The 24,277-nt window shown below is 62.3% G+C and carries 24 protein-coding genes and 1 pseudogene; 19 read left to right on the top strand and 6 right to left on the bottom strand.

Features of this window, described 5'->3' with window-relative positions; all coding sequences use genetic code 11:
* Window positions 1-113: 113 nt before the first annotated feature.
* From LQ249_RS20675 to LQ249_RS20635, 9 genes are all read left to right on the top strand, one after another.
* Window positions 114-791, top strand: coding sequence for an ABC transporter ATP-binding protein (locus LQ249_RS20675; RefSeq protein ID WP_046490630.1), 678 nt, complete (start codon window positions 114-116; stop codon window positions 789-791).
* Entirely contained in the window at window positions 788-1,579 is a 792-nt protein-coding gene (locus LQ249_RS20670; protein ID WP_017847549.1) for an ABC transporter permease, read from the top strand. The genes LQ249_RS20675 and LQ249_RS20670 overlap by 4 nt, the downstream gene beginning before the upstream one ends.
* Window positions 1,580-1,711: 132 nt before the next feature.
* Entirely contained in the window at window positions 1,712-2,344 is a 633-nt protein-coding gene (locus LQ249_RS20665; RefSeq protein WP_126589055.1) for a glutathione S-transferase family protein, read from the top strand.
* A gap of 18 nt (window positions 2,345-2,362) precedes the next feature.
* Complete coding sequence (locus LQ249_RS20660) at window positions 2,363-3,283, top strand: LysR family transcriptional regulator (protein ID WP_108524989.1); 921 nt, start codon at window positions 2,363-2,365, stop codon at window positions 3,281-3,283.
* The gene (locus tag LQ249_RS20655) at window positions 3,283-4,167 is read left to right on the top strand and encodes a LysR substrate-binding domain-containing protein (protein WP_232565862.1); all 885 of its coding nucleotides are present in this window, start codon (window positions 3,283-3,285) and stop codon (window positions 4,165-4,167) included. Before LQ249_RS20660 ends, LQ249_RS20655 begins: the two co-directional genes overlap by 1 nt.
* A 79-nt stretch (window positions 4,168-4,246) precedes the next feature.
* Window positions 4,247-5,179: a pyridoxamine 5'-phosphate oxidase family protein gene (locus LQ249_RS20650; protein ID WP_232565861.1), complete on the top strand. Its 933-nt coding sequence runs from the start codon at window positions 4,247-4,249 to the stop codon at window positions 5,177-5,179.
* Between the two features lie 200 nt (window positions 5,180-5,379).
* Entirely contained in the window at window positions 5,380-6,006 is a 627-nt protein-coding gene (locus LQ249_RS20645; protein ID WP_227778682.1) for a hypothetical protein, read from the top strand.
* Window positions 6,003-6,521, top strand: a complete 519-nt coding sequence (locus LQ249_RS20640) for a hypothetical protein (RefSeq protein WP_104902808.1) — start codon at window positions 6,003-6,005, stop codon at window positions 6,519-6,521. The genes LQ249_RS20645 and LQ249_RS20640 overlap by 4 nt, the downstream gene beginning before the upstream one ends.
* Complete coding sequence (locus LQ249_RS20635; protein WP_079444284.1) at window positions 6,518-7,024, top strand: hypothetical protein; 507 nt, start codon at window positions 6,518-6,520, stop codon at window positions 7,022-7,024. The genes LQ249_RS20640 and LQ249_RS20635 overlap by 4 nt, the downstream gene beginning before the upstream one ends.
* A gap of 92 nt (window positions 7,025-7,116) precedes the next feature.
* On the opposite strand, the gene LQ249_RS20630 is transcribed toward LQ249_RS20635, so the two are convergent.
* The 3 genes from LQ249_RS20630 to LQ249_RS20620 form a co-directional block, all read right to left on the bottom strand.
* Window positions 7,117-8,634 carry an ArnT family glycosyltransferase gene (locus tag LQ249_RS20630; protein ID WP_108524995.1) on the bottom strand — a complete coding sequence of 506 codons (1,518 nt, stop codon included), beginning with the start codon at window positions 8,632-8,634 and terminating at the stop codon, window positions 7,117-7,119.
* A gap of 9 nt (window positions 8,635-8,643) precedes the next feature.
* Complete coding sequence (gene arnT / locus LQ249_RS20625; protein ID WP_232565860.1) at window positions 8,644-10,299, bottom strand: lipid IV(A) 4-amino-4-deoxy-L-arabinosyltransferase; 1,656 nt, start codon at window positions 10,297-10,299, stop codon at window positions 8,644-8,646.
* Window positions 10,300-10,485: 186 nt separating this feature from the next.
* The gene (locus tag LQ249_RS20620) at window positions 10,486-11,166 is read right to left on the bottom strand and encodes an Ais protein (protein WP_057005615.1); all 681 of its coding nucleotides are present in this window, start codon (window positions 11,164-11,166) and stop codon (window positions 10,486-10,488) included.
* Between the two features lie 278 nt (window positions 11,167-11,444).
* On the opposite strand from LQ249_RS20620, the gene LQ249_RS20615 reads away from it, so the two are divergent.
* The 10 genes and pseudogenes from LQ249_RS20615 to LQ249_RS20570 all read left to right on the top strand — a co-directional run bounded on the left by LQ249_RS20615 (window position 11,445) and on the right by LQ249_RS20570 (window position 20,404).
* Window positions 11,445-12,113 (top strand): ABC transporter ATP-binding protein, encoded by a 669-nt coding sequence (locus LQ249_RS20615; RefSeq protein ID WP_017847533.1) that lies wholly within the window; start codon window positions 11,445-11,447, stop codon window positions 12,111-12,113.
* A gap of 1 nt (window position 12,114) precedes the next feature.
* On the top strand, window positions 12,115-14,577 hold the full coding sequence (locus tag LQ249_RS20610) for an ABC transporter permease (RefSeq protein WP_232565859.1): 2,463 nt from the start codon (window positions 12,115-12,117) through the stop codon (window positions 14,575-14,577).
* On the top strand, window positions 14,567-15,631 hold the full coding sequence (locus LQ249_RS20605; RefSeq protein WP_128192403.1) for a lipocalin-like domain-containing protein: 1,065 nt from the start codon (window positions 14,567-14,569) through the stop codon (window positions 15,629-15,631). Before LQ249_RS20610 ends, LQ249_RS20605 begins: the two co-directional genes overlap by 11 nt.
* Window positions 15,632-15,767: 136 nt before the next feature.
* Window positions 15,768-16,763, top strand: coding sequence for a hypothetical protein (locus LQ249_RS20600; protein WP_232565858.1), 996 nt, complete (start codon window positions 15,768-15,770; stop codon window positions 16,761-16,763).
* 2 nt (window positions 16,764-16,765) lie between these two features.
* Window positions 16,766-17,143, top strand: a complete 378-nt coding sequence (locus LQ249_RS20595) for a hypothetical protein (protein ID WP_046382783.1) — start codon at window positions 16,766-16,768, stop codon at window positions 17,141-17,143.
* Between the two features lie 20 nt (window positions 17,144-17,163).
* On the top strand, window positions 17,164-17,520 hold the full coding sequence (locus LQ249_RS20590) for a hypothetical protein (protein WP_232565857.1): 357 nt from the start codon (window positions 17,164-17,166) through the stop codon (window positions 17,518-17,520).
* A gap of 26 nt (window positions 17,521-17,546) precedes the next feature.
* Window positions 17,547-17,725, top strand: a pseudogene (locus LQ249_RS20585) (lipocalin-like domain-containing protein); the annotation flags it as partial.
* Between the two features lie 63 nt (window positions 17,726-17,788).
* Window positions 17,789-18,151 (top strand): hypothetical protein, encoded by a 363-nt coding sequence (locus LQ249_RS20580; RefSeq protein ID WP_169865005.1) that lies wholly within the window; start codon window positions 17,789-17,791, stop codon window positions 18,149-18,151.
* A 247-nt stretch (window positions 18,152-18,398) separates the two neighbouring features.
* Complete coding sequence (locus LQ249_RS20575; protein ID WP_017847524.1) at window positions 18,399-18,776, top strand: hypothetical protein; 378 nt, start codon at window positions 18,399-18,401, stop codon at window positions 18,774-18,776.
* A gap of 116 nt (window positions 18,777-18,892) precedes the next feature.
* Window positions 18,893-20,404, top strand: a complete 1,512-nt coding sequence (locus tag LQ249_RS20570) for a hypothetical protein (protein ID WP_057005608.1) — start codon at window positions 18,893-18,895, stop codon at window positions 20,402-20,404.
* Between the two features lie 176 nt (window positions 20,405-20,580).
* Here the strand turns inward: LQ249_RS20570 and LQ249_RS20565 are convergent, their stop codons facing one another.
* The 3 genes from LQ249_RS20565 to LQ249_RS20555 form a co-directional block, all read right to left on the bottom strand.
* Window positions 20,581-21,444 carry a LysR family transcriptional regulator gene (locus LQ249_RS20565; RefSeq protein ID WP_017847522.1) on the bottom strand — a complete coding sequence of 288 codons (864 nt, stop codon included), beginning with the start codon at window positions 21,442-21,444 and terminating at the stop codon, window positions 20,581-20,583.
* Window positions 21,445-21,597: 153 nt separating this feature from the next.
* Window positions 21,598-23,004: an amidase gene (locus LQ249_RS20560; protein WP_232565855.1), complete on the bottom strand. Its 1,407-nt coding sequence runs from the start codon at window positions 23,002-23,004 to the stop codon at window positions 21,598-21,600.
* A complete protein-coding gene (locus tag LQ249_RS20555) occupies window positions 23,001-24,269 on the bottom strand; it encodes a Zn-dependent hydrolase (protein ID WP_046382790.1) in 1,269 nt (422 codons plus the stop codon). The genes LQ249_RS20560 and LQ249_RS20555 overlap by 4 nt, the downstream gene beginning before the upstream one ends.
* Window positions 24,270-24,277 lie beyond the last annotated feature (8 nt).

The raw sequence follows: 24,277 nt of genomic DNA, 5'->3' as shown, positions 1-24,277 counted from the left end.
ATTGCAAGGCGCCCGCCACGGGACCGGTCGCCATCGCTTGAACTTTTGCTATGAAAAGCCTGCCCGCCTGCTTCACCATTGCGCCTGACCGAAACATGAGGAGCCTCGCGTCCATGAGCGCACTGATCGAAACCCGCGCCCTGGCGCGCCGGGATGAGCGTCGCCAGGCGGTCTTGCTCCAGCCCACTGACTTCGCCCTGCACCGCGCCGACCGCGTGTCGATCACCGGCGCGTCCGGTTCCGGCAAGAGCGTGTTCCTGCGCGCACTGGCGTTGCTGGACGCGCCCACATCGGGGCAGGTCCTGTGGAATCATCGGCCGATCGCTAACGCAGACATTCCCGAGTACCGCAGCCGCATCTGCTACCTGTCCCAACGCCCGGCGCTGATCGACGGCACCGTGCTGGACAACCTGCGTTTCCCGTTCAGCCTCAAGAGCCTGCGTAAACGTCATTTCGAGCTGGCGACCGTCACCGCGCTGCTGCAGCATGCCGGCAAGTCGCCGGACTTCCTGGCAAAAAATGCCAGTGACCTGTCGGGCGGCGAGTCCCAGGTGGTGGCGTTGATCCGCACCCTGCAGCTCAACCCCGAGGTGCTGTTGCTGGATGAACCCACCGCCGCCCTCGACCCCGCGTCCTCGCGTGATGTCGAAGCGCTGATCGATGCCTGGTTCGCCGATGACCCGACCCGCGCGTATGTCTGGGTGTCCCACGACTTGGAACAGGCCCAACGCATGAGTGACATCCACCTGCACATGAGCGCCGGTGTGCTGAGCGGAGCCACCCAAGCATGAACTACCAGAACCTGACCGCGCTGGACATGGCCATCGCCGCCGCGCTGATCCTGATCAACGGCGCACTGTCGCTGGCGTTGCGCCTGGGCCTGGAGCGCCAGTTGCTGTGGGCCGCCGTGCGTACCGTGGTGCAACTGCTGGCGATCGGTTACCTGCTGGGCTGGGTGTTCGCGTTCGCCTATTGGTACGTGGTGCTGCCGCTGATGTGCGCGATGACCCTGATTGCCGGCCTGTCGGCGGCGGGGCGCGGGCGGCGCACTTACCGTGGGCAACGGATCGACAGCATCGTCTCGGTGTGGGGTAGTTCGTGGCTGGTCACGGCGGTGGGCTTGTTTGCGGTGATTCGCATCCACCCATGGTACGAGCCGCAGTACGCGATCCCGATCCTCGGCATGATCCTCGGCAATACCCTGACCGGCGTGTCCCTGGGCATCGAGCGCATGACCCAGGAACTGACCTCGGGCCGCAACACCATCGAGATGATCCTCGCCCTCGGCGGCTCACGCTGGGAAGCGGCGCAGGAAGCGATCCGCCAGGCGGTGCGCGCCGGGATGATCCCGACGCTGAACCAGATGGCCGTGGTCGGCATCGTCAGCCTGCCGGGCATGATGACCGGCCAGGTGCTGGCGGGCGAGAGCCCGGTGGATGCGGTGCGCTACCAGATCGTGATCATGTTTCTGATCGCCGCTTCGTCGGCGTTGGGCACGGTCGGCGCGGTGCTGCTCACCTACCGGCGCCTGTTTTCCAGGAGCCATCGGTTTTTGCGCGATCGGCTGCAAGAGCGCTGACGGCCAGGCGATGGACTGTCGGTGATTGTTTCACCGCGTGAAATGCTCGATTGTAAATCCTGGTGATTCCATCGATAGGCGCCACGGCGGAACATGCCTGGCGTCAAGACCCCCACTTCTTTGGAGCCTTTCATGTCCCAGCCTGCGATCAAACTCTATGGTTTCCCCCTGTCCGGCCATTCCCACCGGGTCGAGCTGATGCTGTCGCTGTTGAGCCTGCCCAGCGAATTCATCCTGGTCGACCTCAAGCAAGGCGCGCACAAAACCGCTGAATTCGTCGACACGATCAACCCGTTCGGCCAGGTGCCGGCGATCGATGACAACGGCACCGTACTCGCCGATTCCAACGCGATTCTGCTGTACCTGGCGAGCAAGTACGGCAACGGCCAATGGCTGCCGAGCGACCCGCTGGGGCAGGCGCGTGTGCAGCGCTGGCTGTCGGCCGCCGCCGGTCAGCTCCACGCCGGGCCGGCGACCGCGCGGCTGGCGGTGGTGTTTGGCGCGGATGTCGATACCGTCGCCGCCATCAGCCGCTCCCACGCCTTGTTGCAATTGGTAGAGCAGCAGTTGGGCCAAAGCCGCTTCCTGGTCGGTGAGCAGCCGAGCATTGCCGACATCGCTTTCTACACCTACGTGGCTCACGCGCCGGAAGGCAATGTGGCGCTGGCCGACTACCCTCAAGTACGCGCCTGGCTGGCCAGTATCGAAGCCTTGCCGGGGTTTGTCGGCATGCCACGCACGGCGGTGGGCCTGCAATCACAGTAACCTTCAAGAGGGACACCGATGGACCGCTTTCATGAAATGCAGGTGTTCCTCGCGGTGGCCGAGGAGGAGAGCTTCGCCGCCGCCGCACGCCGCCTGAAAACCTCGCCGCCCAGCGTGACCCGGGCGATTGCCGCGATGGAACAGCGCATCGGCACCCAACTGCTGGCGCGCACCACTCGCAGCCTGCACCTGACCGAAGCCGGCCAGCGCTACCTGGAAGATTGTCGACGCATCCTCGCCGAGCTGAATGAAGCCGAGGAAGCGGCGGCGGGCAGTTATTCCATCCCCTGCGGCCAACTGACCGTGACCGCCCCGGTGCTGTTTGGCGAGCTGTATGTGGCGCCGTTGCTGGGGGCGTACCTCGATCGTTTTCCTCTGGTGAACATCAACGCTTTGCTGGTCGATCGCGTGGTGAACATGATCGACGAAGGTGTCGACGTGGCCGTGCGTATCGGCCATCTGCAGGAGCCGGGGCAACAGGCGATCCAGGTCGGTGAAGTGCGGCGGGTGGTGTGTGCGTCGCCCGGCTATCTCGACCGGCACGGGCGGCCGCAACATCCCACGCAGTTGCGTGAAGCCAAAATCGCTACGTCGTCGGCCAGCCAATTGATCAGCGCATGGCAATTCGTCGACGGCGAGCAGGAACTGACGGTGCCCATCGAACCGCGCCTGGTGGTCACGGCGAACAACGCCGCGATCAACCTGGCGCGCATCGGCTGGGGCATGACCCGGGTGCTGTCCTATCAAGTGGCGGCGGCGGTGGCGGCCGGTGAACTGGAGATTGTCCTCGACGCGTTCGAGCCCGCGCCGCTGCCGATCCAGGTGGTGTTCCAGAAGGGCGCCCGCGTACCGGCGAAGGTGCAGACCTTCGTCGACTTCCTCACCCAGCATTTCGCGCAGGACCGTGGCCTGAACCCAGCGTCGCAGCGGCCGAACTGATGGAGCGCTATCGCGATATGCAGCTGTTTGCGGCGCTGGCCGGGCAACCGAGCCTGGCGGCGGCGGCGCGCAGCGCCCGGGTGTCCGGCGCGACGCTGGTGCGCGCGTTGGCGCGCTTGGAAGCGCGTCTGCAGGTGGCGTTGCTGCAACGCAGTACGCGGGGCGTCCGCCTCACCGAAGCCGGCCGTGCCTACCTCGCCGACTGTGTCCGCCTGCTGGCGGCCGTGGACGCCGCTGAAGCCTCGGCCAACGGCTCGCATGTGCAGGCCCAGGGCAATCTGCGGGTGTTTCTGCCGTTTCTGTTCAGCCGGTATGTGATGGCGCCGATCCTGGCCGGTTATATGGATCGCCATCCCGATGTTTACCTGACAGCCCGCTACCACGACTATTACCCGAATCTGCACGAAGAGGGGCTGGACGTGGCGATCCTGGTCGGTGCGCTGCCCAACTCGTCGCTGATCGCGCGGCCAGTCGGCCAGGTGCGGCAGGTCCTCTGCGCCAGCCCCGATTACCTTGCGGCCCACGGCGAACCCGCGCACCCGCACGACCTCAAGCAGCATCGCCTGATCGCCAGCGCCGATCAGGTTCACTGGGATTTCCCCCATACCCACCTCAAGGCGCGTACACGCCTGCGCTGCACCTCGGTGCAAGGTGCGATCAATGCGGCCGTGCATGGCGCGGGGATCATCCGGTGCCTGAGCTACCCGGTTCACGAGCACCTGGTCAGCGCGCAATTGCGCCGCGTCCTGCCCGCCCACGAGCTGGCGCCGTTGCCGGTCAACGTGGTCTACCGCGAAGGCCGCCAGGCGCCGATGCGCGTGCGCAGTTTTGTCGATCACTGCGTGGCGGCGTTGCGCGAGCATCCGGCATTTCAGTTGGCGTAATGCTCGATTGCCGAACGTGGGTATTCTCTCGCCGCGTGGCGGGGCGCAGCATCTGGCTATCTGACACGAGGTGATCGCCATGAACCTGATCGAACACTCCCCCTGGCACGCCGGCGAACGGCAGATGCAAACCAGCGCCGGCGCCGCCGAGCGTATGGACATGATTGGCGCCAAGGTGATCCGCGATCATCTGCCCGAGCAACACCGGGGGTTCTATCCGCTGTTGCCGTACCTGATGCTCGGCGTGGTGGACGCGCACGGCATGCCCTGGGCGACGATGATCGAAGGCGCGCCGGGGTTTGCCCATTCACCCGACCCGCACACCTTGCAGATCGACAGCCTGCCCGGCAGCGGCGACCCGGCGCGCACGGCCCTGCAGCCAGGGGCCGCCGTCGGCTTGCTCGGCATCGACCTCGACACGCGCCGCCGCAATCGCCTGAATGGTCGGGTTGGCGCGCTGGATGCCGAGGGGTTTGCGGTCGATGTGGTCCAGACCTTCGGCAATTGCCCCAAATACATCCAACTGCGCCCTGTCGATGGGATCGCCCGCCAACCCGGGGGCGTGGCCGAGCGCAGCAGCCGCCTGGATGACGCCGCGCGCGCAATGATCCGCAACGCCGACACGTTCTTCGTCGCCAGCTATGTGGACATCGACGGCGAACGCTCGGTGGACGTCTCCCATCGCGGCGGCAACCGCGGCTTCGTGCGCGTGGAGGGCGACGTGCTGACCATCCCCGACTTTGCCGGCAACCTGTTCTTCAACACCCTGGGCAACCTGCACGCCAACCCGGTGGCGGGGTTGTTGTTCATCGACTTTGCATCGGGCGACGTGATGCACCTGGCCGGGCACACTTCGTTGATCCTCAACGGCCCCGAGGTGGCGCGGTTCGAGGGCGCGCAGCGGTTGTGGACGGTCACGGTGGAACAGGTGGTCCGCCGCCCGGCGGCGTTGGCGTTGAGGTGGCGGTTTGCGGAGTTTTCGCCGTACAGCCTGGCGACGGGGCGTTGGTAGGGCTGCGCTGGAAAGCCTGGGGGGTGAGCGGGTGGTCAAACCCTCATCCGTCCCGTACCATTCGCCCCCCTCGCAGTGACGCGAGGCGCAGCGCCAGGATGGCTCATTGCATGTCTTTCCTGTGGCGTCTGCAGCTCCCTTTTTGCCCGCGTTCAGGATTCGACATGTTTTGCTTTTCCAGGCCTTTGGCCTTGCTCTTAATGGCTGCAGCCTTGGCGGGCTGCGGTACCCAGCCCGCGTCGCTGGTCAGTCAGCCGCTGCAACCCGGCCCCGAAGAACCGGTGGCTTATCTTGTGGGCTCCATCGGCCCGCAGAACCTCAAGGCGTCTCCCGCACCCAACCAGCGCCTGTTGTTTCGCAAGCGTGGCTCCGCCTTCGGGGCCGCGGGTATATGGGTCGGTGTCGGGCGGGAAACGCCTCAGGATGTGAAGGACCAGACCGGCGTCGCCAGTGTGTTCGTGCTGCCGCTCAAACCGGGAGATTATGAGTTTTATGATTTCCAGTTCTTCTCCAGCACCTATTCACCCACCCTGGGCACCACTTACACCTCGGTCCAGGCTCGGGAGAAGTTCAACCTGCCGATGCGCCTGCAAGCCGGCAAGGCCTATTACCTCGGTGAATTTCGCTCGCTGTGCCTGGGGGCGTCCCTGTGCGCCTTCCGTTGGCGCGACCAGCAAGGTCGCGATGAACCGATCGCGCGACAATCGGTTCCGCGCTTGCCGGCGCTGGAGTTGATACCGCTGGATTATCGCAGCGCCGCCCCGCATATCATCGCGCCGCCGTCTACCGCTGCGGGCCAGAACACCCCTCAAGAGATGCGTCCATGAACCGCGTTATTACCCTGGGCGTCCTGGCGCTGCTGACTGGCTGTGCGGCCACCAATACCCTGCCAGAGCGCGCGTTGCCCGACGGTCAGGACTACCTCAAGCCGATCCATGTCATGGTCGACGACCCGCTGAATGCCGCGCAAATCCGTAACCAGTTACGCGAAACCGGAGTGTTTCGCAGTGTCGAAACCGGCCAAGGCAAGGAAGGGGATTATTCGGTGTTGATCCGCTTCAATAGCCAGCGCGAGTTGCCACCTTTCCCGGTAATTCTGCTGAGTACGGCGACGCTGTTTCTGCTGCCCTTGTCCCAGAGTATCGACACCACCACCGAGTTTTCCCTGCAACAGAATGGAAAGCTGTTGAAGCAATACAGCTATCGCAACGTGACCCACAAATACACTTGGCTGCTCGATGGCAGCGGCGGGATGCAGCAAGAGAACGTAAACCGTATCACCCGCGCCTTTGCCCAGGATGTACAACGTGATGGCCTACTGCCTGTGGAGCACACGCAATGATCAGGATCACCTTAATGGCTGCCGTGCTGTTGCTCGGCGGCTGCGGCACCGCCCTCAAACCCCTGGACTACAAAGCCCAGCGCGCCTATGTGCCGATGAGCGTCACCATGCCGCCGCCCGAATCCCGGTTCGATCAGCAAAAGCAGCGCGAAGTCATCCAGTTGCTGCGTGATACAGGCGCCTTCAGTTTTCTCGACGGTGGTTTCAGCAAGACCGGCTACAGCCTGTTGGTCGACCAGAGTGGCGGTAAAGGGGCCGGAGTGCTCCCCGCAGTACTCGGCGCTCTGACGCTGCTGACCGTGCCAGTGCCCTACACCTACGAGCGGCAATTGCATGGCTCGGTGTTCAAGGACGGTCAACTGCTGAAAACCTATGCCTACAAGCGTGGCGGCTGGACGGCCACGACTTGGTACATCCCCATGACCGAACCGCGCAGCGAGAGTGAAATGCTCGGCGACCTGATGCGAGACCTGGACCGCGATCGCTTGATTCCCTATCAGTGAGCCGGTGAGGGATGTTCGGCGCCGCAGCGGCAACCCCTGCGGCGCCAACAGCGTGTGGCTTTGGCTGTCGTCGAGCGCCAGGGGCGGGCAGGTCAGCGCGACATCGGGATAAACGCCACACTCCCCCCCGCACGCTGGTGAAACAGCCGCTCGCCATTGTCAGGCTGGGTGGTGATCACCTGATGATCCGCGCCCAGGTAGGCCAGGGGCGTGGGATCGTCCTTGGAGTACTGCGCGATGATAATCGTGTGTTGCGGATCGAAGCGGCGGCCGCTGGTGTGTTCCAGCCAGGTCATGAACGCAGCGCTGTCGCCCTGGCGGGGGAAGTCCTGGGTTTCGGCGACGTAGTAGAACGGCTGACCGCCGTTTTGCAGGTACATCGGCAGTTTGTTGTCGACTTCCACCAGCACCATTTGCCATTGGTTCCATGGCGCGGTCTTCTCGGCTTGAGCTTGCACGTCCTCGACGAAACGCGTCACGCCGCCGTTGCCGTTGGTCCACGGGTACACCACGCCGAGCACCAGCAGCATCAGTGCGGCGGCAATGCCAAAGCCTTTCTGCCAGCGCGGCCAGCTGGCGGTTTTTTTCGCCAGCCGTTCGCTCAGCCACCAGGCTCCCAGCAACTGGGCAAATGGCACCAGCGGCAGCACGTAGTAACTGCGGCGGCTGCCGCTGGCGGTGAAGAACACGAACAGCAGGCCCAGGCCCCATACCAGCCAGCGCACGTTGGGCGGGGTCTGGCGCCAATGCCGCACGGCCAGCCACAGGCCGAGCAACCAGCACGGTGCCCAGGGCAGGGTGTAGGCGGGCAGGTAGATCAGATAGGTGTAGATCGGCCCCATATGGTCGAAGGGGTCGAAGAAACGCACGACGTTTTCGCGGAATACCAGGGCCAGGCCGCTTTCGCCGTAGGTCGGCGCTCCGTAGAGGTGCGACAGCACGAAGGGGATGGCATAGAACCCGGCGGCAATCAGCAGGGCCAGCACCAGGCGCGGGTTGAGGTGACGTTTGTAGCGATGCTCGCTGAGCAGGTGCGGCAGCAGCACCAGGCCCGGCAGCACAAAACCGATCAAGCCCTTGAACAGCGAGGTCGCGGCCAACAGCAGGAAAAACACCGTGTAGCGCCACAGCCGTGTGTCATCCGGCCCGCGCCAGTACCACCACACCGCCGCCAGCACACCGCACACCGTGAGCACATCCGCCGTGGCCACGCGCGCCCAGAACAGGAAGTAGAAGGTGGTGGCGAGCATCCACCCGGCAATCAGCCCGGTGCCTTTGCGAAACAGGCGCTCGCCGATCAGGTACACCAGCCAGATGCTCAACCATGCGGCAATCACCGACGACAGGCGCAGCGACCACGGCCCCAGGCCGCCCATCAGGTTGGCGAACCCGCTGATCAGCCAGTAGGAGGGCAAAGGCTTATCGTAATACGGCGTGCCTTTGAGGTAGGGATCGAAGTAGTCACCGCTTTGCAGCATCTGCACGACGATGTTCGCCCAACGGGTTTCGGGCCCCCACAGGTCGCGACTGCCCAGGCCCAGCAGCAGGAGCAGGGCCGACACGCCCAGCAATAGCAGCAGGGCGCCACGTTCGGTTTTCCAGACACTCATGGACGGTTCCTAGGGGAGTTTTGGATAAATAGTGAGCACCAGGTCGCCCTTGCGATAGCGCTTGCCGCCGGGTGGCAGTTGCCCTTCCTCAAGGTGTTCGCTGGTGCTCCTGACGCGCATCAGCACCCCGACCGCGCCTTGGCGGCGGGCTTCGGCCAGCCACGACTGGACGTCATCCAGCCCGACCTTGCGCTGTACGGTATCTGGGTATTGCAGGCCATATTGCAGCTCGCCTTCGGTGTCATAAAACGCGACATCCGACCGGTTCAGGCGCCACGCCAGCGCCGATGCCGAGCCTAACTCGTTGCTCAGCAGTGCTTGGGTTTGCTGCAGTTCATCCAGGTGTTCAAGCACGAACTGATCGGGCATTTCGTTATTCGATATCCGCGCCGGCATACCCGCTGGCAGGAGTAGTACCAGCAAGCCGATGCCCAGGACCGGCGTCGCCCAGAGTGTCAGCGGGCGAAAGGCTTGCAGCAGGTTGGTCAGCACCCAGCCCAGCAGCACAATGAAGGTCAACGACAGGCTGAACATCTCCGCGTGGCTGTTGCCGTACAGCGGGTCGTCGATCTGCAGATAGATCAACGTCACCATCGCGGCCATGCCGAGCACGAAGTTGAGCAGGCCGTTGATGCAGATCGCGCGGGTTTTGCCCTGCTGCATCACATCGATCAAGGCATGCCCCATCAACAACGCCAGCGGTAACAGGCACGGCATGATGTAGGTCGGCAGCTTGCCGCTGCTCAGGCTGAAGAAGCCCAGCGGCAGCAGCATCCACAGGGCGAGAAAGGCCGTCGCCGGTTGGCGCTTTTCTTTCCAGGTCTTGTGCAGTGTGGTTGGTAGCAACCCCGCCCAGGGCAGGCACGCGACGACCATGATCGGCAGGAAGAACCACCACGGCCGCGCATGTTGTGCAGTGCCCGAAGCAAAACGGCGGATGTGCTCGTGCCAGAAGAAGAAATTCCAGTAGTCAGGCTCCTGCACATGGATCGCCCACACCCACGGCAGGCACACCAGGACTGCCACGACGATCGCCAGCGGGCCGTACCGCAGCAACTCACCCAGGCGCCGCTGCCAGAGCATATAAGGCACCGCAATCAGCACCGGCAGCAGCCACGCGAGGAAGCCCTTGGTCATGAAGCCCATCGCGCAGGCGAGCCCCAGCACGGCCCAAGCGCCGAGTCGGGCTCGCGGGGTACGGCTGTCGAGGGCAAACCACAGCGCCACCAGGCTGAGGTTGACCCAGAAGGTGAACTGCGGATCAAGATTGGAGTAGCCGGCTTGCCCCGCCACCAGGCCGAAGCTCAAGTAGAGCAGGGCGCAGGCGAAGCTTTTGCGCGGGTCGTTCCACAGGCGGCGGGCGATCAGGTAGGCCAGCAGCACGCTCAGGCCGCTGGTCAACGCCGAGGCGATCCGCACACCGAACAGGTTCTGGCCGAACACCGCCTGACCGAGGGCGATCAGCCAGTAGCCGGCGGCGGGTTTTTCAAAATAACGCACGCCCATGAAATGCGGTGCGGTCCAATTGCCGCTCATGAGCATTTCCTGGCTGATCTGGGCGTAGCGGGTTTCATCGGGTATCCATAGACCGTGCAGGCCCAGGGGTAGGAGATAAAACGCGACGAAGGCCAGTAGCAGTAAGGGAAGGGGTTTGAATCGGGTCATGCGAACGTCGCTCCTTGACGTTTAAGTGTAGGAAAAGGATGTAAGGAAATAGTGCGATAAAATGTCACAGTGTTCACTAATGGGCTGAAAGTATTCATGACGTCCTTAACTAACAGGCGCAGTTAAACATGCCAGAAGTTGGCTGTCGTTTGGCTGAACATCTGCCTCTTGTGTAGGTAAAAGTGTCTAAAGTTGCTTGAGCGCCTCTGGCCAGTCTTCGCTGTTTATAATGCCCACGGCCTTGAGCTTGCCGTTGCCCAGCACCTTGACGAATAACGCGCTGCCGTATTCGGTGGATTTGGCGTGAGGATAGCCGAGGTCCCGTTCGATGTCGCTGATGCAGGCGCTGTGGGTAATCAGCATAAAGTTGTGCCCGGGTTGCTTGTGGCTGAGGATTTCCTCACCCATGGCATCGCCGCAGATCGATAGCTGGCTTGGCGACAGTTCGGTCTTGCCAAACATGAACAGCGAGGTCTGGGCAGTGCGGGTGGTCGGGCTGCTGAACACGTCTGTACCCTCCATGCCCAGTATTTTGAAGGCTTTGCCGATTTCGACGGCCTGTTGGGTGCCTTTGATCGTCAGGCCATCGGCGGGGCCGAAGCAAGGATTGGAGGAACGGTCGCAGCGTTCTTCATGGCGGACCAGCACCACCAGATTGCCGTCGCGCCAATTGGCCAGCAGGCCTGACGTCAGCAGGCGATTGGCCGTACTCAGGTCCGGTGGCGATACAGGCCAGGCCAGCAAACCTGCCAGCAATGTGCCGCACAGGGCGAGCGCTGCCGTGCCCAGCCAGAGTTTTTTCAGGCGTTTTGCCCGAGCTTGATACGAACGCGGTTTGGTCAGGGTCAGGTTAACCACACTATTCACCGTGGGATGTCAGGCAGCTTTTTATTAGTCAGGCACAACCGTTTGACTGTGCCCGTAGTGGAGCAAGAGCCTGTCATACGGTTGCTGTCTTTTTGCTGAAAACTGGAGCGTTAAAAGTTATGTGTGCCGACAACTAATAAGTTGAGCGTTATTGGCGCTTGTTCGGCACTTTATTCGGTGGTCGGTAGGTAACCGGTGAAATGTATGTGAAAAATTTGCGTGGCGAGGGCGGTCAGCCGTTATCCTCGATTGCAGTCCATTGGCGAGCGAGCGTTCCCATGTTGCAGGTGCAAGGTGTCCATAAATGCTACGTCACTGCGCAGGGCCCGCTGACGGTATTGGCCGGGGTTGATCTGCACTTGGCGCAGGGTGGCAGCCTGGCGCTGATGGGCGAGTCCGGCAGCGGGAAAAGCACGCTGCTGCACCTGGTGGCCGGCTTGGATCGTGTCGACGGCGGCAGTATCCGCGTGGGTGAGCAGCGTCTGGATCAGATGAGCGAGCGGCAGTTGGCCGATTGGCGGCGCACTGAGATCGGCCTGGTGTTCCAGCAGTTCAACCTGATCGGCAGCTTGCGCGTCGACGACAACCTGGCGTTCCAGGCGCGCCTGGCGGGGCGCTTTGATCCGCACTGGCAAGCGCAGTTGGTCGAGCGTCTGGGCCTGGGGGATCTGCTCAAGCGCTACCCGGAACAACTCTCCGGCGGCCAGCAGCAACGGGTGGCGGTGGGGCGGGCGCTGGCGTCTCGACCCGGCTTGCTGCTGGCGGACGAACCGACGGGCAATCTGGATGAGGCCACCAGCGATGAAGTGCTGCAACTGCTGCTGGACCTGTTGCGCGACACCCCCACCAGCTTGTTGATGGTCACTCACAGCCCGCGCATTGCCGCACGGCTCGACCGGCAGGTGGTGTTGCACCGCGGCCACGTCCTGCCTGCGGACGTCGGCTGAGATGGCGGTGCTCTATTGGACTTTACGCGCGTTGCTCAGCCACTGGCGGCGCCACCCCGTGCAGTTTTTCAGTGTGCTGACCGGGCTGTGGCTGGCCACCGCGCTGCTGACCGGGGTGCAAGCGCTCAACAGCCAGGCGCGGGACAGCTACGCCCGAGCCAGTCAGTTGATCGGCGGCGAACCCCAGGCCAGCCTCAGCATGCCCGACGGTGCCAGCTTCCCCCAGGCGCTGTTTGCCCAGTTGCGCCGCGCCGGCTGGCCGGTGTCGCCGGTGGTGCAAGGGCGGGTGCAGCTCAAGGGGCATGAGGACCGGCGCCTGCAATTGATGGGCATCGATCCGGTGTCGCTGCCCGGCAGCGGCGCGGTGGCGGGGCAGCGCTTGAGCCAGGCGCAAATGGTCGCGTTCTTCGACCCGCCGGGGCGCACCTGGATCGCCCCACACACCTTGCAGGCACTGGGGTTGCAGGCCGGTGAACGGCCGCTGACGGCCAGCGGGCAAGCCTTGCCGCCGTTGCAGGTTCAAGCGGACATGGCCCCCGGCCTGTTGCTGACCGACATCGGTTTTGCCCAACCGTTGCTGGACATGCCGGGGCGCCTGTCGCGGTTGTTGCTCGACACATCGTTCGCCGCCACCCATCCCACGCCGCCGGCCGGACTGCAACTCAAACAGGCGCAGGACAATAACCTCGCGCGCCTCACCGAAAGCTTTCACCTGAACCTGGATGCGCTGGGTTTTTTATCCTTTGTGGTCGGGCTGTTTATCGTCCATGCCGCCATCGGCCTGGCCCTGGAACAGCGGCGCGGGCTGCTGCGCACCTTGCGTGCTTGCGGGGTCAGCGGGCGGATGTTGCTCCTCGGCCTGGGCATGGAACTGGGCGCCCTGGCCCTGCTTGGCGGTGTGCTCGGTGTCGCCAGCGGCTATGTGCTCGCCAGTGTCTTGCTGCCGGATGTGGCCGCCAGCCTGCGCGGCCTGTACGGCGCTGAAGTGCCGGGGCAGTTGAGCCTCAGCCCGTGGTGGTGGCTCGCCGGGTTGGGCCTGAGCCTGCTCGGGGCGTTGCTCGCCGGGGCCGGCAGTGTGTGGCGCGCGGCGCGCTTGCCGTTGCTGGCGCTGGCCAACCCCCAGGCCTGGCATGAGGCCCATGGGCGCTGGTTGCGGCGTCAGGGCCGGGTGGCGAGTGCGGCGTTGCTGATCGCACTGTTGGCGCTATGGTGGGGCAACAGTCTGGCTGCCGGATTTGTGCTGATGGCGGCCTTGCTGCTCGGTGCCGCGTTGGGGCTGCCGGTGCTGCTCAATGCGCTGTTGAAAGCGCTGCTGGGACGCAGCCGCTCGGTGCTCGGGCAGTGGTTTCTCGCCGACTGCCGCCAACAGTTGCCGGCCTTGAGCCTGGCGCTGATGGCGTTGCTGTTGGCGCTGGCGGCCAACATCGGCGCGGGTTCCATGACCTCGGGTTTTCGCCTGACCTTCAGCAATTGGCTGGAACAACGCCTCACCGCCGAGCTGTACCTCAACCCAAACACCCCGGCCCAGGCCGACCGGTTGAATACCTGGCTCACGCAACAACCGCTGGTGCAGGCGGTGCTGCCCACCTGGCAGGTCGCCGTGCAATTACAGGGCTGGCCGGCGGATGTGTTTGGCGTGGTCGACGCGCCGACCTATCGCCAGCATTGGCCGTTGCTGGAAGCTGCGAGCGCGCCGTGGGACCAGTTGCTGCGCAGTGACACGCTGATGCTCAGCGAGCAACTGGCGCGGCGCTTGAATGTGCGAGTGGGCGACGCCGTCAACATCCCCACGCCCGAGGGTGTGTGGTCGCCCCAGGTGGTGGGGATCTACGCCGACTATGGCAACCCCAAGGGCCACGTGCTGGTCAATGCGCAGCACCTGTTGGCGCATTGGCCGACGCTGTCGCCGGCGCGCTTCAACCTGCGTGTGCTGCCGCAAAACGTGGTGCCGCTGGTGCATGAGGTGCAGCGCGAGTTCACCCTGGACGACAGCCGTATCGTTGACCAACAGACCCTCAAGGGCTGGTCGAGCCAAGTGTTCGAACGCACCTTTGCCGCCACCGCCGCCTTGAACAGCCTGACGCTGGGCGTGGCGGGCGTGGCGCTGTTCATCAGCCTGCTGACCCAGAGCCAAAGCCGCCTCGGCCAACTCGCCCCGCTGTGGGCATTGGGCGTGACGCGCCGGCAATTGATGCTGCTCAACCTGGGACAGACCTGGCTGCTCGCGGTGCTGACGCTGCTGCTGGCGTTGCCCTTGGGGTTGCTGTTGGCGTGGTGCCTGGATGCGGTGATCAATGTGCAGGCGTTTGGCTGGCGCCTGCCGTTGCATATTTTTCCCTGGCAGCTGGCGCAACTGCTGGGGCTGGCGTTGCTGGCCACGTTGCTGGCGTCGGCGTGGCCGCTGTGGCAGTTGTACCGCAGTCGCCCGGCGGATTTGTTGAGGACGTTTGCCCATGAAGATTAAGGCGCTGCTGTGCCTCGCTCTGGTGCTGGTGAGCGGCTGTGACAAAGCCCCCGCCCCCGAGGAAAGTTTCGCCGGCCTGGGCAGTGATGCGGCGGATTTTGCCCAGGTGGTGCCCGGCAAGGTCTTCGCTTTTCCCGAGGACCACGGCCCTCACGCCGGTTTTCGCATCGAGTGGTGGTACGTCACCGCCAACCTGCAAGACGCCCAGGGCCATGTGTTCGGCGTGCAATGGACCTTGTTTCGCAATGCCCTCAAGGCCGGGCCGACGCAACCGGGCTGGCACGACTCAACGATCTGGCTCGGCCACGCCGCCGTCACCTCGGCCACCCGGCACTACGCCGCCGAGCGCTACGCCCGTGGCGGCGTCGGCCAGGCCGGGGCCCAGGCCGCGCCGTTCAGCGCGTGGATCGATGACTGGAGCTTCGCCACCCGCCCAGGCGCCGCCGGCCCTTTGGCGGACATGCAGCTCAAGGCCAGCGGTCCGCAATTCGCCTACGACTTGCAACTGACGTCCAGTCGCCCGTTGGTGCTGCAAGGTGACAACGGCTACAGCCGCAAGTCCGACCAGGGCCAGGCCTCGTACTACTACAGTCAGCCGTTTTTCACCGCTAACGGCAGCGTCAGCCTCGACGGCAAGGTCTACCAGGTCACGGGCCCGGCCTGGCTCGACCGCGAGTGGAGCAGCCAACCCCTGGCCGCCGGCCAGACCGGCTGGGACTGGTTTTCCCTGCACCTGGACCGTGGCGAGCAGTTGATGCTGTTTCGCGTAAGGCAAAAGGACGGCACGGGTTATCTCACCGGCACCTGGATCGACCGCGAGGGCCATACCCAAACCCTGCACAACGCCGATATCCAACTTACGCCACTGGCCAGCACTGACATCGACGGGCGAAGTATCCCCACACGCTGGTCGCTGAAAATTCCCGGCAAGCAGCTGGATATCACCACCGATGCCGTCAACCCGAAGGCCTGGATGAACCTGAATATTCCGTACTGGGAAGGACCGGTGCAGTTTGAAGGCGGGGTTGGGTATCTGGAGATGACCGGGTATTAGCACTTTTCTGTAGGTGCTGATCCTCTTCTGCGTAGGCAACTTCCCAAATGTGATTTAGCCCCCTCGGACTTGTGCCGGGGCGGTGTTTGCTTGCTTATATTTCGACGCCAACTTCATCGCATCAAGGATGTAAGGCATGGCGCGGGGATACATCAACGACAAGCCAATCAGCTACAGCAGTTTGAAAACCTGGCTGATGGGCCACGGCATGAGCCGCCAGCACTCTGACCATTTTGATGTGTTGAATCATCACCTGCGCCGCGGGTGGGTGATTCCGGGGCGGATGGTGATTGTTCCAGACACAGAGAGCGTCAGTTGCTCCTGGAATGAATCCTGGTGGGTGCGTTATGCCGAGGAAATTGATCGCAACCTGGAGCTGGACGCTGCGGCTGCACAGACGATGATCGATAACTACGACCTGCTGCAGAGCCTTCTGACGTATGGCTCGATAGGTATCGGCAGTGCGACATCGGCGTGGTCGCGGCACCTGGATGAAGTCGTGAACACATTGGAGGAAATCGAGCGTCTGCATCAACGCCTGAAAGCCGGCGGGTTGGATCGCCAGGCGTTTATCCGCCAGCGCCAAGTGCTGCTGGCGCTGCTGGGCACGCAACTGCGTGGTGCCGCACGATTTGGCACGGGATTGCGCGGCAATCAATCGCTGAAGAAGGTGCTGGGGATTTCAACCAAAAGCTATCTGAATAAGGGCGAGATCGCCGGGTATGCACAGCGCTTGAAGGCGATTTCGCAGACGTCGAAGTGGTTGGGCAAGGGCACTTATGTTGGGCTGGCGCTGGATGTGGGCGCAGCGGGTTTGGAGATCAAGGAGGCGTGTATGGTGGGGCGGGAGGCGCAGTGTCGGCGGGCGAAGTATGTGGAGATGGGGAGGTTGGCGGGTGGGGTGGCGGGGGGAGCTATTCTTGGAAAGTTCGGGGGGAAAGTAGCTCGTCGTGCATGCAACATGTTTCTGGGTATTGCTTTGAAAGGACGCGGTGCATTGGCGTGCGAAATTATTGGAGGCGCTGCTGGAGGGTATGTCGGAAGTAGTGAATTTGGCGATGGTGGTGCGTTTTTGGGTGGAAAGATTCTAGAGATCGATGGCGATTTGATATTCCAGCCAGAGGGGGCTTAACCATGGATTTTTTTCTCGCATATACCATGGTTTGGTTTTTTGGAATGTTTGTCGTCTTGGGACTGATGCTATTTGCCGAATATACAAAACTCGACGAGTTGGAAAGTTACTTCAGTGAAAACGAAGAAGTTCGCAACAATAAGCGTTTTTGGCGACGAAACCAGTGGATCGACAGACAATATCGCATGATGCTGATTTTTGAATACCTTGCAGACTCTAAACGCCATGTGAAAGCCGGTCTTGTGACCGAAGCCGAACTCGCGTCTATTCCTTTAGCGCTCAAACGTTGGGTGTTGTGGCCCTATTACCTTGCGTTCATTTGGGCTATCGCAACGGTCGTTTGGTCGGTTTGGCGCAGGTGGTGCAACATTCCAATTTGAACGAGGGAGGGAGTTTAACGATGTCGTTTTTTCCTGCTTACACCCTTGTAATGTCTATTGGGACGTTCGTCGTCCTGGGACTGATGCTTTTTGCCAAACGTACAAAACTCGACGAGCTGGAAAGTTACTTCAGTGAAAACGCAGAGGTTCGTAAACGTAAGCAACTCTGGGGGCCAAACCCGCGGTTCGGCGGATTTCATCGCGTGGGCCTGATGATTGATATCCTGCTAATGTCAAAACACTACGTGAAAGAAGGTCTTGTGACTGAGGAAGAGTTGGCCTGCGTTCCGTTATCACTTAAGCGTTGGGCCGTGTGGCCATATCGCCTTGCGATGATTTTGGCTATTAGCTGGGGCTATTGGTGCACTTGGCTCTAGTGGTCGCTCGTTTTCCTACACCTGAGCAGTTGATGCTGTTTCGCGTAAGGAAAAAGGACAGTACGGGTTACTTCACCGGCACCTGGAACGACCGCGAAGGTCAACCCAAACCCTGCACAACGCCGCTGTCCATAACTGAAGCTGTCAACCCGAAGGCCTGGATATTCCGTACTGGCAAGGGCCGGTGCAGTTTGAAGGTGGGGTTTCTCGGCGGAAAGATCATAGAGAACGATGGTGTTTTTATCTTTCAACCCGAGGGGGCCTGACTATGGATTTTTTTCTCGTCTTTAGTATTTTGCTGTGTGTAGGCGCTCTGGTTGGCGTGGGGCTGATGTTATATGCAGAGTGCAAAAAGCTCGAAGTGTTGGAAAGCTACTTCAGTGAAAACAAGCTGGTTTGCGATAACAAACGTTTTTGGGGAAGAAATATGCGGATCGACAGGTTTCAGCGCATGCTTCTGATCAATCAATTGTTAGGAATGCCCAAACTGCATGTAAAGAGGGGCGATGTGACTGAGGCAGAGCTGGCTTCAATCCCGATATCCCTCAAGCGTTGGGCACTTTGGCCGTATCGTCTTTCTTTTATTTGGCTGATCGCATCAGTCGTTTGGAGCATTTGGTACCGATGGTAGCTCACCTGTCCTCACCGCCACCTGGATGAACCTGAGTATTCCGTACTGGAAGGGTCGGTGAGGTTTAAGGGCTCTGGAGATGACCAGGTATTAGCACTTTTCTGTAGGCGCCGATCTTCTTCTGTGTAGGCAACTTCCTAAATGTGATTGAGCCCCCTAGGGCTTGTGTCCGGACAGTATTCGATTGCCTATATTTTGACGCCAACTTCATTGGTGATTTGATATTCCAGCCAGAGGGGGCTTAACCATGGATTTTTTTCTCGTTTATTCCATTGTGTTGTTTGTTGGGATGTCTGTCGTCTTGGGACTGCTGCTATTTGCCGAATATACAAAACTCGACGAGTTGGAAAGTTACTTCAGTGAAAACGAAGAAGTTCGCAACAACAAGCGCTTTTGGCGACGAAACCAGTGGATCGACAGACAATATCGCATGATGCTGATTTTTGAATACCTTGCAGACTCTAAACGCCATGTGAAAGCCGGTCTTGTGACCGAAGCCGAACTGGCGTCTATTCCTTTAGCGCTCAAACGTTGGGTGTTGTGGCCCTATTACCTTGCGTTCATTTGGGCCATCGCAACGGTGGTTTGGTCGGTTTGGCGCAGGTGGTGCAACGTCATCATCTGAAAGGCACTGCATTCCTTTCAAAAAATACTGTACATATATACAGTAATATCCTACAGTCCATCCCAGGTGACCGGATGTCACCTGACCTTCAGTTTTTAACTATGGATGGATAAAAAATGAAATCGAAAAAAAACCTTATGCTGGGTGCAGCCATGGCGGCCTCCTGCTTCGTTTCGGCCTTCGCCCTGGCCGAGCAATACCCTCACCTGGCTGCGCAAGCGCTTCAACCCAACGTCAAACAGGCGTTGAAATCCGGTGCAAAAATCGCCGCCAACAAGGCTCCCACGGCGCTGAAACAGCAACTGCGGGCAGACGCTCAGTCGAAGAAAGCGGTATTCGTCGCGAAGGCCGAGGCCGATTCGGTGGTGGAAGACAACACCGCGCCGGCCCCCGTCACCCAAGTACAGAAAGCCACTGCCAAACAGGCTGCTGCAGTGCAGGCGGCGCTGGTTCAGGGTTGTGAAACCACGCTGGATGTCAACGCGCTCTATACGATCACCGGCGTGCAAACCGGCGATTTGCTGTGCTACCACTTCAACCTGCCGAAGAAGGCCCGGATCAACGCTCTGCTGGTCAGCCAGACGGCGGGCACCGACATGTCGTTGACCTTGTTCCAGGACGACGGCCAGGGCAATCCGCTGCCCTTGGGCACCTCCAATAATCCGGGCACCGCTGATGAGAGCCTTGGCGGCGTGGTGCCGGCCGGTGATTACTACTGGTTCATGGAAGCCAACGCGGCGGTCCAGGGGTCGGGCTTTCAGTTCGGTGTGGCGGTCGATACCAACCTCGACGCCTTCGAACCCAATGACACGCCGGACACCGCCTTCAAACTGCCTGACACGCTGAACTACATCAGTGGCAATGCCGACAGTCTCGATGACGTTGATTACTTCGACTTCACCGCAGTACGTGGCCAGAGCGTGGGGATCGCATTGACTGCCGACGCTGCCAGCGGCAGCGCGCGAGGCAAATGGATACTGGAGCGTTTCGATGGCGCGCAGTGGGTCACCGTGGGCGCGAATGTGCTATCGACCTCGATCCCGAGCCCTGGCGTCGGAGGGGTGGTCAAAGTGCGCGTGCGTCCGAACCAGCACCCGAACGAACCGTGGAGCGCGACGGGCAAATACAACCTGTCGCTGGGTTCCAGCCCGCGGGTGAACAGCCCTGATGTGAAAGGCGAGGCGAATGTGTTGCGCATCCCGTCCTCCGCTTCCAATGTGGGCTATGGCTACATGACCACCCAAGCCTATCGCGATCTGACTTGGACCATGGGCCTGTCGGACAGCACCGGTGCGCCGCTGGTAGGGCTGCATCCGATTGTGTATCTCGATCAGCATATCAACCCGGACACCGGCAATATCGTCTACAAGGCCTACTCGGCAGCCACCGACAGCTCGGGTCAAGCCGGCGGCACGATCAACGTGGGCACGTGCTCCGGTGATTTCCAGACCACCTTTGTCGATTATGCCCAGGGCTACAAAAACACCTGGCGCAGCGACTTTAACTACGGCGTGTGGCGCATGGAGGTACTGGAGTATCCGGGCATCGGTGTCGGTGGTGACAATGTCGAGTACGTCAGCTTCGGCCACTTGTGCAAACAGACGCTGCTCAGCAGCACCAAGAGCTGATGCAGTAAACCGGTAGTACCCAGGGCATACAGGCCGAGCGCCTGTATGCCCTTTTTGCATTATGGCGTCAGCGCCAGTTTCAACGGCACGCGTGCCATGCTCTCGAGCGGTGGCGAATGTGCGAGTTTTTGCTCCAATAGGCGAGCCCGTAATAGGACGGGCTCAGGCGTGAACATTCAAATCAGCGGGTCCCAGCGTTGCGACCAGTCGCTTTCTGCCTTGACCACACCGCGCAGCAACTCCAGCGCCTGCTGCAACACGGCCGAATCCCGCGCCCGTGAGTACACCAGGAACGTCGGGAAGCTGAACTCCGGCGCCTTGGGCGCGCGTTGCATCACGCCGCTGTCGAGGTAGCTTTGCACCACTCGGGTACGGAAATACCCGGCACCGCCGTTCTCCAGAATGTACTGCAGCGCCAAGGGCCCGAGGTTGAAACTCAGCGCAGCGCGGGCCTTGTCGGGCAGCGCGGCGTCATGCTGCTGGCGAAACCCCGGGCCCCAGTCGATATACACATACGGGCCCGGCTTGCTCACCAGTTGCACCAGGATCAGCTTTTCTTCCAGCACCTGCTCCACCTGCAAACCCGGCCAGTACTGCGGCTGGAACACCAGCGCGGCGTCGAGCACACCCAGTTCCAATTGGCGCAGCAGGTATTCGCCCTCACGGATTTCCGTGCGCAGCGCATAGCCTGGGATATGTTCGCGCAAGGCCTGGGCCCAGCCGAGCATCAACGGGTTACACAGGCTGACCTCACCGCCGATATGCAGCACATTGCGATAGCCCTCGGGCAATGGCAGGTCGCGGCGCGCGGCTTCCCAGGTTTGCAGCAACTGGTTGGCGTACACCACAAAGGCCTCGCCGTCGGCGGTCAGCCGCGCACCGGCGCGGTTGCGCACAAACAGCGTGCTGTCCAGCTGGCTTTCGAGGTTCTTCACGCGTGCGGTGATGGCGGTCTGGGTGACGTGCAGTTTCTCGGCCGCCGCGGCCAGGCTGCCGCAGCGGGTGATTTCGAGGAAAGTGCGTGCCAGTTCGATGTCCATGAAGCCCCCGGGGATGATTGGGGGCCTATTGTAGTGGAATGCGCTCAAGAACTGTGGGAGGGGGCTTGCTCCCGATGGGGGTGTGCCAGAACCCGATCAGTCAACTGACACACTGCAATCGGGAGCAAGCCCCCTCCCAGCGTTGGGTTGGATCTACGCTGTTCCGGTGATCGGGGCTGGCAGGGGGGCGGTAGGGAATGCCTTTGCATATGCCTGGCAAACCCGCAACACCGTCTCATCGGCAAACCGCGCCGCCACCACGTGCAACCCCACCGGCAAGCCATTCGCCGCCAACCCGCACGGCACCGACGCTGCCGGTTGCTGGGTCAGGTTGAAGGGGTAGGTGAACGGTGTCCACTCCATCCATTCCTGCATCCCGGAGCCTGGCGGCACGTTGTGCCCGGCCTCGAACGCGGTGATCGGCATCATCGGCGACACCAGCACATCGTAGTGCTCATGGAACGCCGCCATCCGCGCCACCAGGGCTGCCCGTGCTTCCAGGGCCGCGCTGAAATCGTCCAGGCTCAGGCCCTCACCGCGTTGCGCGATACGCAGCAGGCCGGGGTCGAGCAGCTGTTTTTGCGCCTCGCTCATCGGGCCGGTCAGGCGGGCCGCGCCGGCCGCCCACAAGGTGTTGAACACCTCCTGCGGGTCGCTGAAACCCGGGTCGATCTGTTCGACATGGGCGCCCAACTGCACCAGGCCGGCCACAGCCCGGGCGACCACTTTGGCCACCTGCGGGTCGACATCGACGTAGCCGAAGGTGGGGCTGTAGGCAATGCGCAGGCCCTTCAAATCCACGGTCTCCGACAACCAGGGCGTGGTCCTTGGTGCGCCGATCAAGCCGTCTCGCGCATCCGGTTGTGCGACGGTTTGCAGCATCAAGACGCTGTCTTCCACCGTGCGGGTCATCGGCCCCAGGTGCGACAGGATCGTCATCGAACTGGCCGGCCACTGCGGTACATAGCCGAAGGTCGGCTTGATCCCGAAGGTGCCGGTAAACGCACAGGGAATGCGGATCGAGCCGCCGGCATCGCTGCCTTGGTGCAACACCCCCAGGTTCAGCGCAGCCGCCGCGCCCGCGCCGCCGGAGGAACCGCCGGTGGTCATGCGCGTGTCCCACGGGTTGCGGGTGATGCCGTACAGCGGGTTGTCGGTGACGCCTTTCCAGCCGAATTCCGGGGTGGTGGTCTTGCCCAGCAGCACCGCACCGGCCTTGCGCATAAACGCCGGGAAGGGCGCGTCCACGTCCCACGGGCCCTCGGCCGAAGAGGTGCGCGAGCCCTTGCGCGTGGGCATGCCGAGGGTCAGCGTGAGGTCCTTGATCGACGCCGGTACGCCATCCAGCGCACCGCAGGGTTCGCCTTTCAACCAGCGCGCTTGCGAGGCGCGTGCGGCGTTGAGTGCGCCCTCGGCATCGACATGGCAGTAGGCGTTGACCAGCGGGTTATAGCGCTCGATGCGCGACAGCGCGTCTTCGGTGACTTCCACCGGCGACAAGCTCTTGTCACGAAAATGCTGCAGCAGTTGCACCGCCGTCAGTTGGCCGATCTCACTCATGCCTGATCCCCCTGTGCCGCATTGACCATGGCGCGCAGCAACACCGCGCAACCTGCCGCCAGATCATCCGGTGCGGCGTTCTCGATTTCGTTGTGGCTGATGCCGCCTTCGCACGGCACAAAAATCATCCCGGCCGGGCCCAGTTCGGCGACGAAAATCGCGTCGTGCCCGGCGCCGCTGACGATGTCCATATGGCTCAGGCCCAAGGCGTCGGCGGCGTCGCGCACGGCATTGACGCAGGCCGGGTGGAAGTCCAGCGGCGGGAAGTCGGCGGTAGCGGTCAACTCGAACGTCAGGCCGTGGCGTGCGGCGCTGGCTTCGATCACGCTGCGCACTTCATCGACCATGGCCTGCAGCTTGTCGGCATGCAGATGGCGCAGGTCGATGGTCATCTGGACCTGGCCCGGAATCACATTGCGCGAGCCGGGGCGCAGGCTCAGGCAGCCGACCGTGCCGCAGGCGTGGGGTTGCTGTTGATGTGCGATGCGGTTGACCGCGCTGACCACCTCGGCGGCGCCGACCAGGGCGTCCTTGCGCAGGTGCATCGGCGTCGGGCCGGCGTGGGCTTCGACGCCGGTGAGGGTCAGGTCGAACCACTTCTGGCCCAGGCAGCCCATCACCACGCCGATGGTGGTGGCGCGGTCTTCCAGCACCGGGCCTTGTTCGATATGCGCCTCGAAATACGCACCGACCGGATGGCCGAGCACCGCACGCGAACCGGCATAACCGATGCGCCGCAATTCGGCGCCCACCGACAGGCCCTGGTCGTCCTGCTTGTCCAAGGTGTCCTGCAAGTCGAACTTCCCGGCGAACACCCCGGACCCCATCATGCACGGCGGGAAGCGCGAGCCTTCTTCATTGGTCCATACCACCACCTCGATCGGCGCTTCGGTTTCGATCTTCAAATCATTGAGGGTGCGGATCACTTCCAGGCCGGCCATCACCCCGAAGCAACCGTCGAACTTGCCGCCGGTGGGCTGGGTGTCGATGTGGCTGCCGGTCATCACCGGCGGCAGGGCGGGATTGCGCCCTGGGCGCCGGGCAAAAATATTGCCGATGGCGTCGACGCTGACACTGCACCCGGCCGCCTCGCACCACTGCACGAACAGGTCGCGGGCCTGGCGGTCGAGGTCGGTGAGGGCCAGGCGGCACACGCCGCCTTTGACGGTGGCGCCGAGTCGGGCCAGGTCCATCAGCGATTGCCACAGGCGGTCGCGGTTGATCAGCGGGGCGTTGCTCTGGAGCGGTTGTGCAAAGCTATTCATCTTCGAAC

Origin of the sequence: Pseudomonas sp. 7-41 (assembly GCF_021233075.1) — a bacterium.
Taxonomy (GTDB): domain Bacteria; phylum Pseudomonadota; class Gammaproteobacteria; order Pseudomonadales; family Pseudomonadaceae; genus Aquipseudomonas; species Aquipseudomonas veronii.
Note: the sequence above shows the minus strand (reverse complement) of the source record. Positions and strands in the feature narration are given on the sequence as shown.

Excerpts from the sequence above, each read along its gene's own strand:
- LQ249_RS20675 (WP_046490630.1), top strand. The coding sequence starts at position 114 with ATGAGCGCACTGATCGAAACCCGCGCCCTGGCGCGCCGGGATGAGCGT.
- LQ249_RS20670 (WP_017847549.1), top strand. The coding sequence starts at position 788 with ATGAACTACCAGAACCTGACCGCGCTGGACATGGCCATCGCCGCCGCG.
- LQ249_RS20665 (WP_126589055.1), top strand. The coding sequence starts at position 1,712 with ATGTCCCAGCCTGCGATCAAACTCTATGGTTTCCCCCTGTCCGGCCAT.
- LQ249_RS20660 (WP_108524989.1), top strand. The coding sequence starts at position 2,363 with ATGGACCGCTTTCATGAAATGCAGGTGTTCCTCGCGGTGGCCGAGGAG.
- LQ249_RS20655 (WP_232565862.1), top strand. The coding sequence starts at position 3,283 with ATGGAGCGCTATCGCGATATGCAGCTGTTTGCGGCGCTGGCCGGGCAA.
- LQ249_RS20650 (WP_232565861.1), top strand. The coding sequence starts at position 4,247 with ATGAACCTGATCGAACACTCCCCCTGGCACGCCGGCGAACGGCAGATG.
- LQ249_RS20645 (WP_227778682.1), top strand. The coding sequence starts at position 5,380 with ATGGCTGCAGCCTTGGCGGGCTGCGGTACCCAGCCCGCGTCGCTGGTC.
- LQ249_RS20640 (WP_104902808.1), top strand. The coding sequence starts at position 6,003 with ATGAACCGCGTTATTACCCTGGGCGTCCTGGCGCTGCTGACTGGCTGT.
- LQ249_RS20635 (WP_079444284.1), top strand. The coding sequence starts at position 6,518 with ATGATCAGGATCACCTTAATGGCTGCCGTGCTGTTGCTCGGCGGCTGC.
- LQ249_RS20630 (WP_108524995.1), bottom strand. The coding sequence starts at position 8,634 with ATGAGTGTCTGGAAAACCGAACGTGGCGCCCTGCTGCTATTGCTGGGC.
- arnT (WP_232565860.1), bottom strand. The coding sequence starts at position 10,299 with ATGACCCGATTCAAACCCCTTCCCTTACTGCTACTGGCCTTCGTCGCG.
- LQ249_RS20615 (WP_017847533.1), top strand. The coding sequence starts at position 11,445 with ATGTTGCAGGTGCAAGGTGTCCATAAATGCTACGTCACTGCGCAGGGC.
- LQ249_RS20610 (WP_232565859.1), top strand. The coding sequence starts at position 12,115 with ATGGCGGTGCTCTATTGGACTTTACGCGCGTTGCTCAGCCACTGGCGG.
- LQ249_RS20605 (WP_128192403.1), top strand. The coding sequence starts at position 14,567 with ATGAAGATTAAGGCGCTGCTGTGCCTCGCTCTGGTGCTGGTGAGCGGC.
- LQ249_RS20600 (WP_232565858.1), top strand. The coding sequence starts at position 15,768 with ATGGCGCGGGGATACATCAACGACAAGCCAATCAGCTACAGCAGTTTG.
- LQ249_RS20595 (WP_046382783.1), top strand. The coding sequence starts at position 16,766 with ATGGATTTTTTTCTCGCATATACCATGGTTTGGTTTTTTGGAATGTTT.
- LQ249_RS20590 (WP_232565857.1), top strand. The coding sequence starts at position 17,164 with ATGTCGTTTTTTCCTGCTTACACCCTTGTAATGTCTATTGGGACGTTC.
- LQ249_RS20580 (WP_169865005.1), top strand. The coding sequence starts at position 17,789 with ATGGATTTTTTTCTCGTCTTTAGTATTTTGCTGTGTGTAGGCGCTCTG.
- LQ249_RS20575 (WP_017847524.1), top strand. The coding sequence starts at position 18,399 with ATGGATTTTTTTCTCGTTTATTCCATTGTGTTGTTTGTTGGGATGTCT.
- LQ249_RS20570 (WP_057005608.1), top strand. The coding sequence starts at position 18,893 with ATGAAATCGAAAAAAAACCTTATGCTGGGTGCAGCCATGGCGGCCTCC.
- LQ249_RS20565 (WP_017847522.1), bottom strand. The coding sequence starts at position 21,444 with ATGGACATCGAACTGGCACGCACTTTCCTCGAAATCACCCGCTGCGGC.
- LQ249_RS20560 (WP_232565855.1), bottom strand. The coding sequence starts at position 23,004 with ATGAGTGAGATCGGCCAACTGACGGCGGTGCAACTGCTGCAGCATTTT.
- LQ249_RS20555 (WP_046382790.1), bottom strand. The coding sequence starts at position 24,269 with ATGAATAGCTTTGCACAACCGCTCCAGAGCAACGCCCCGCTGATCAAC.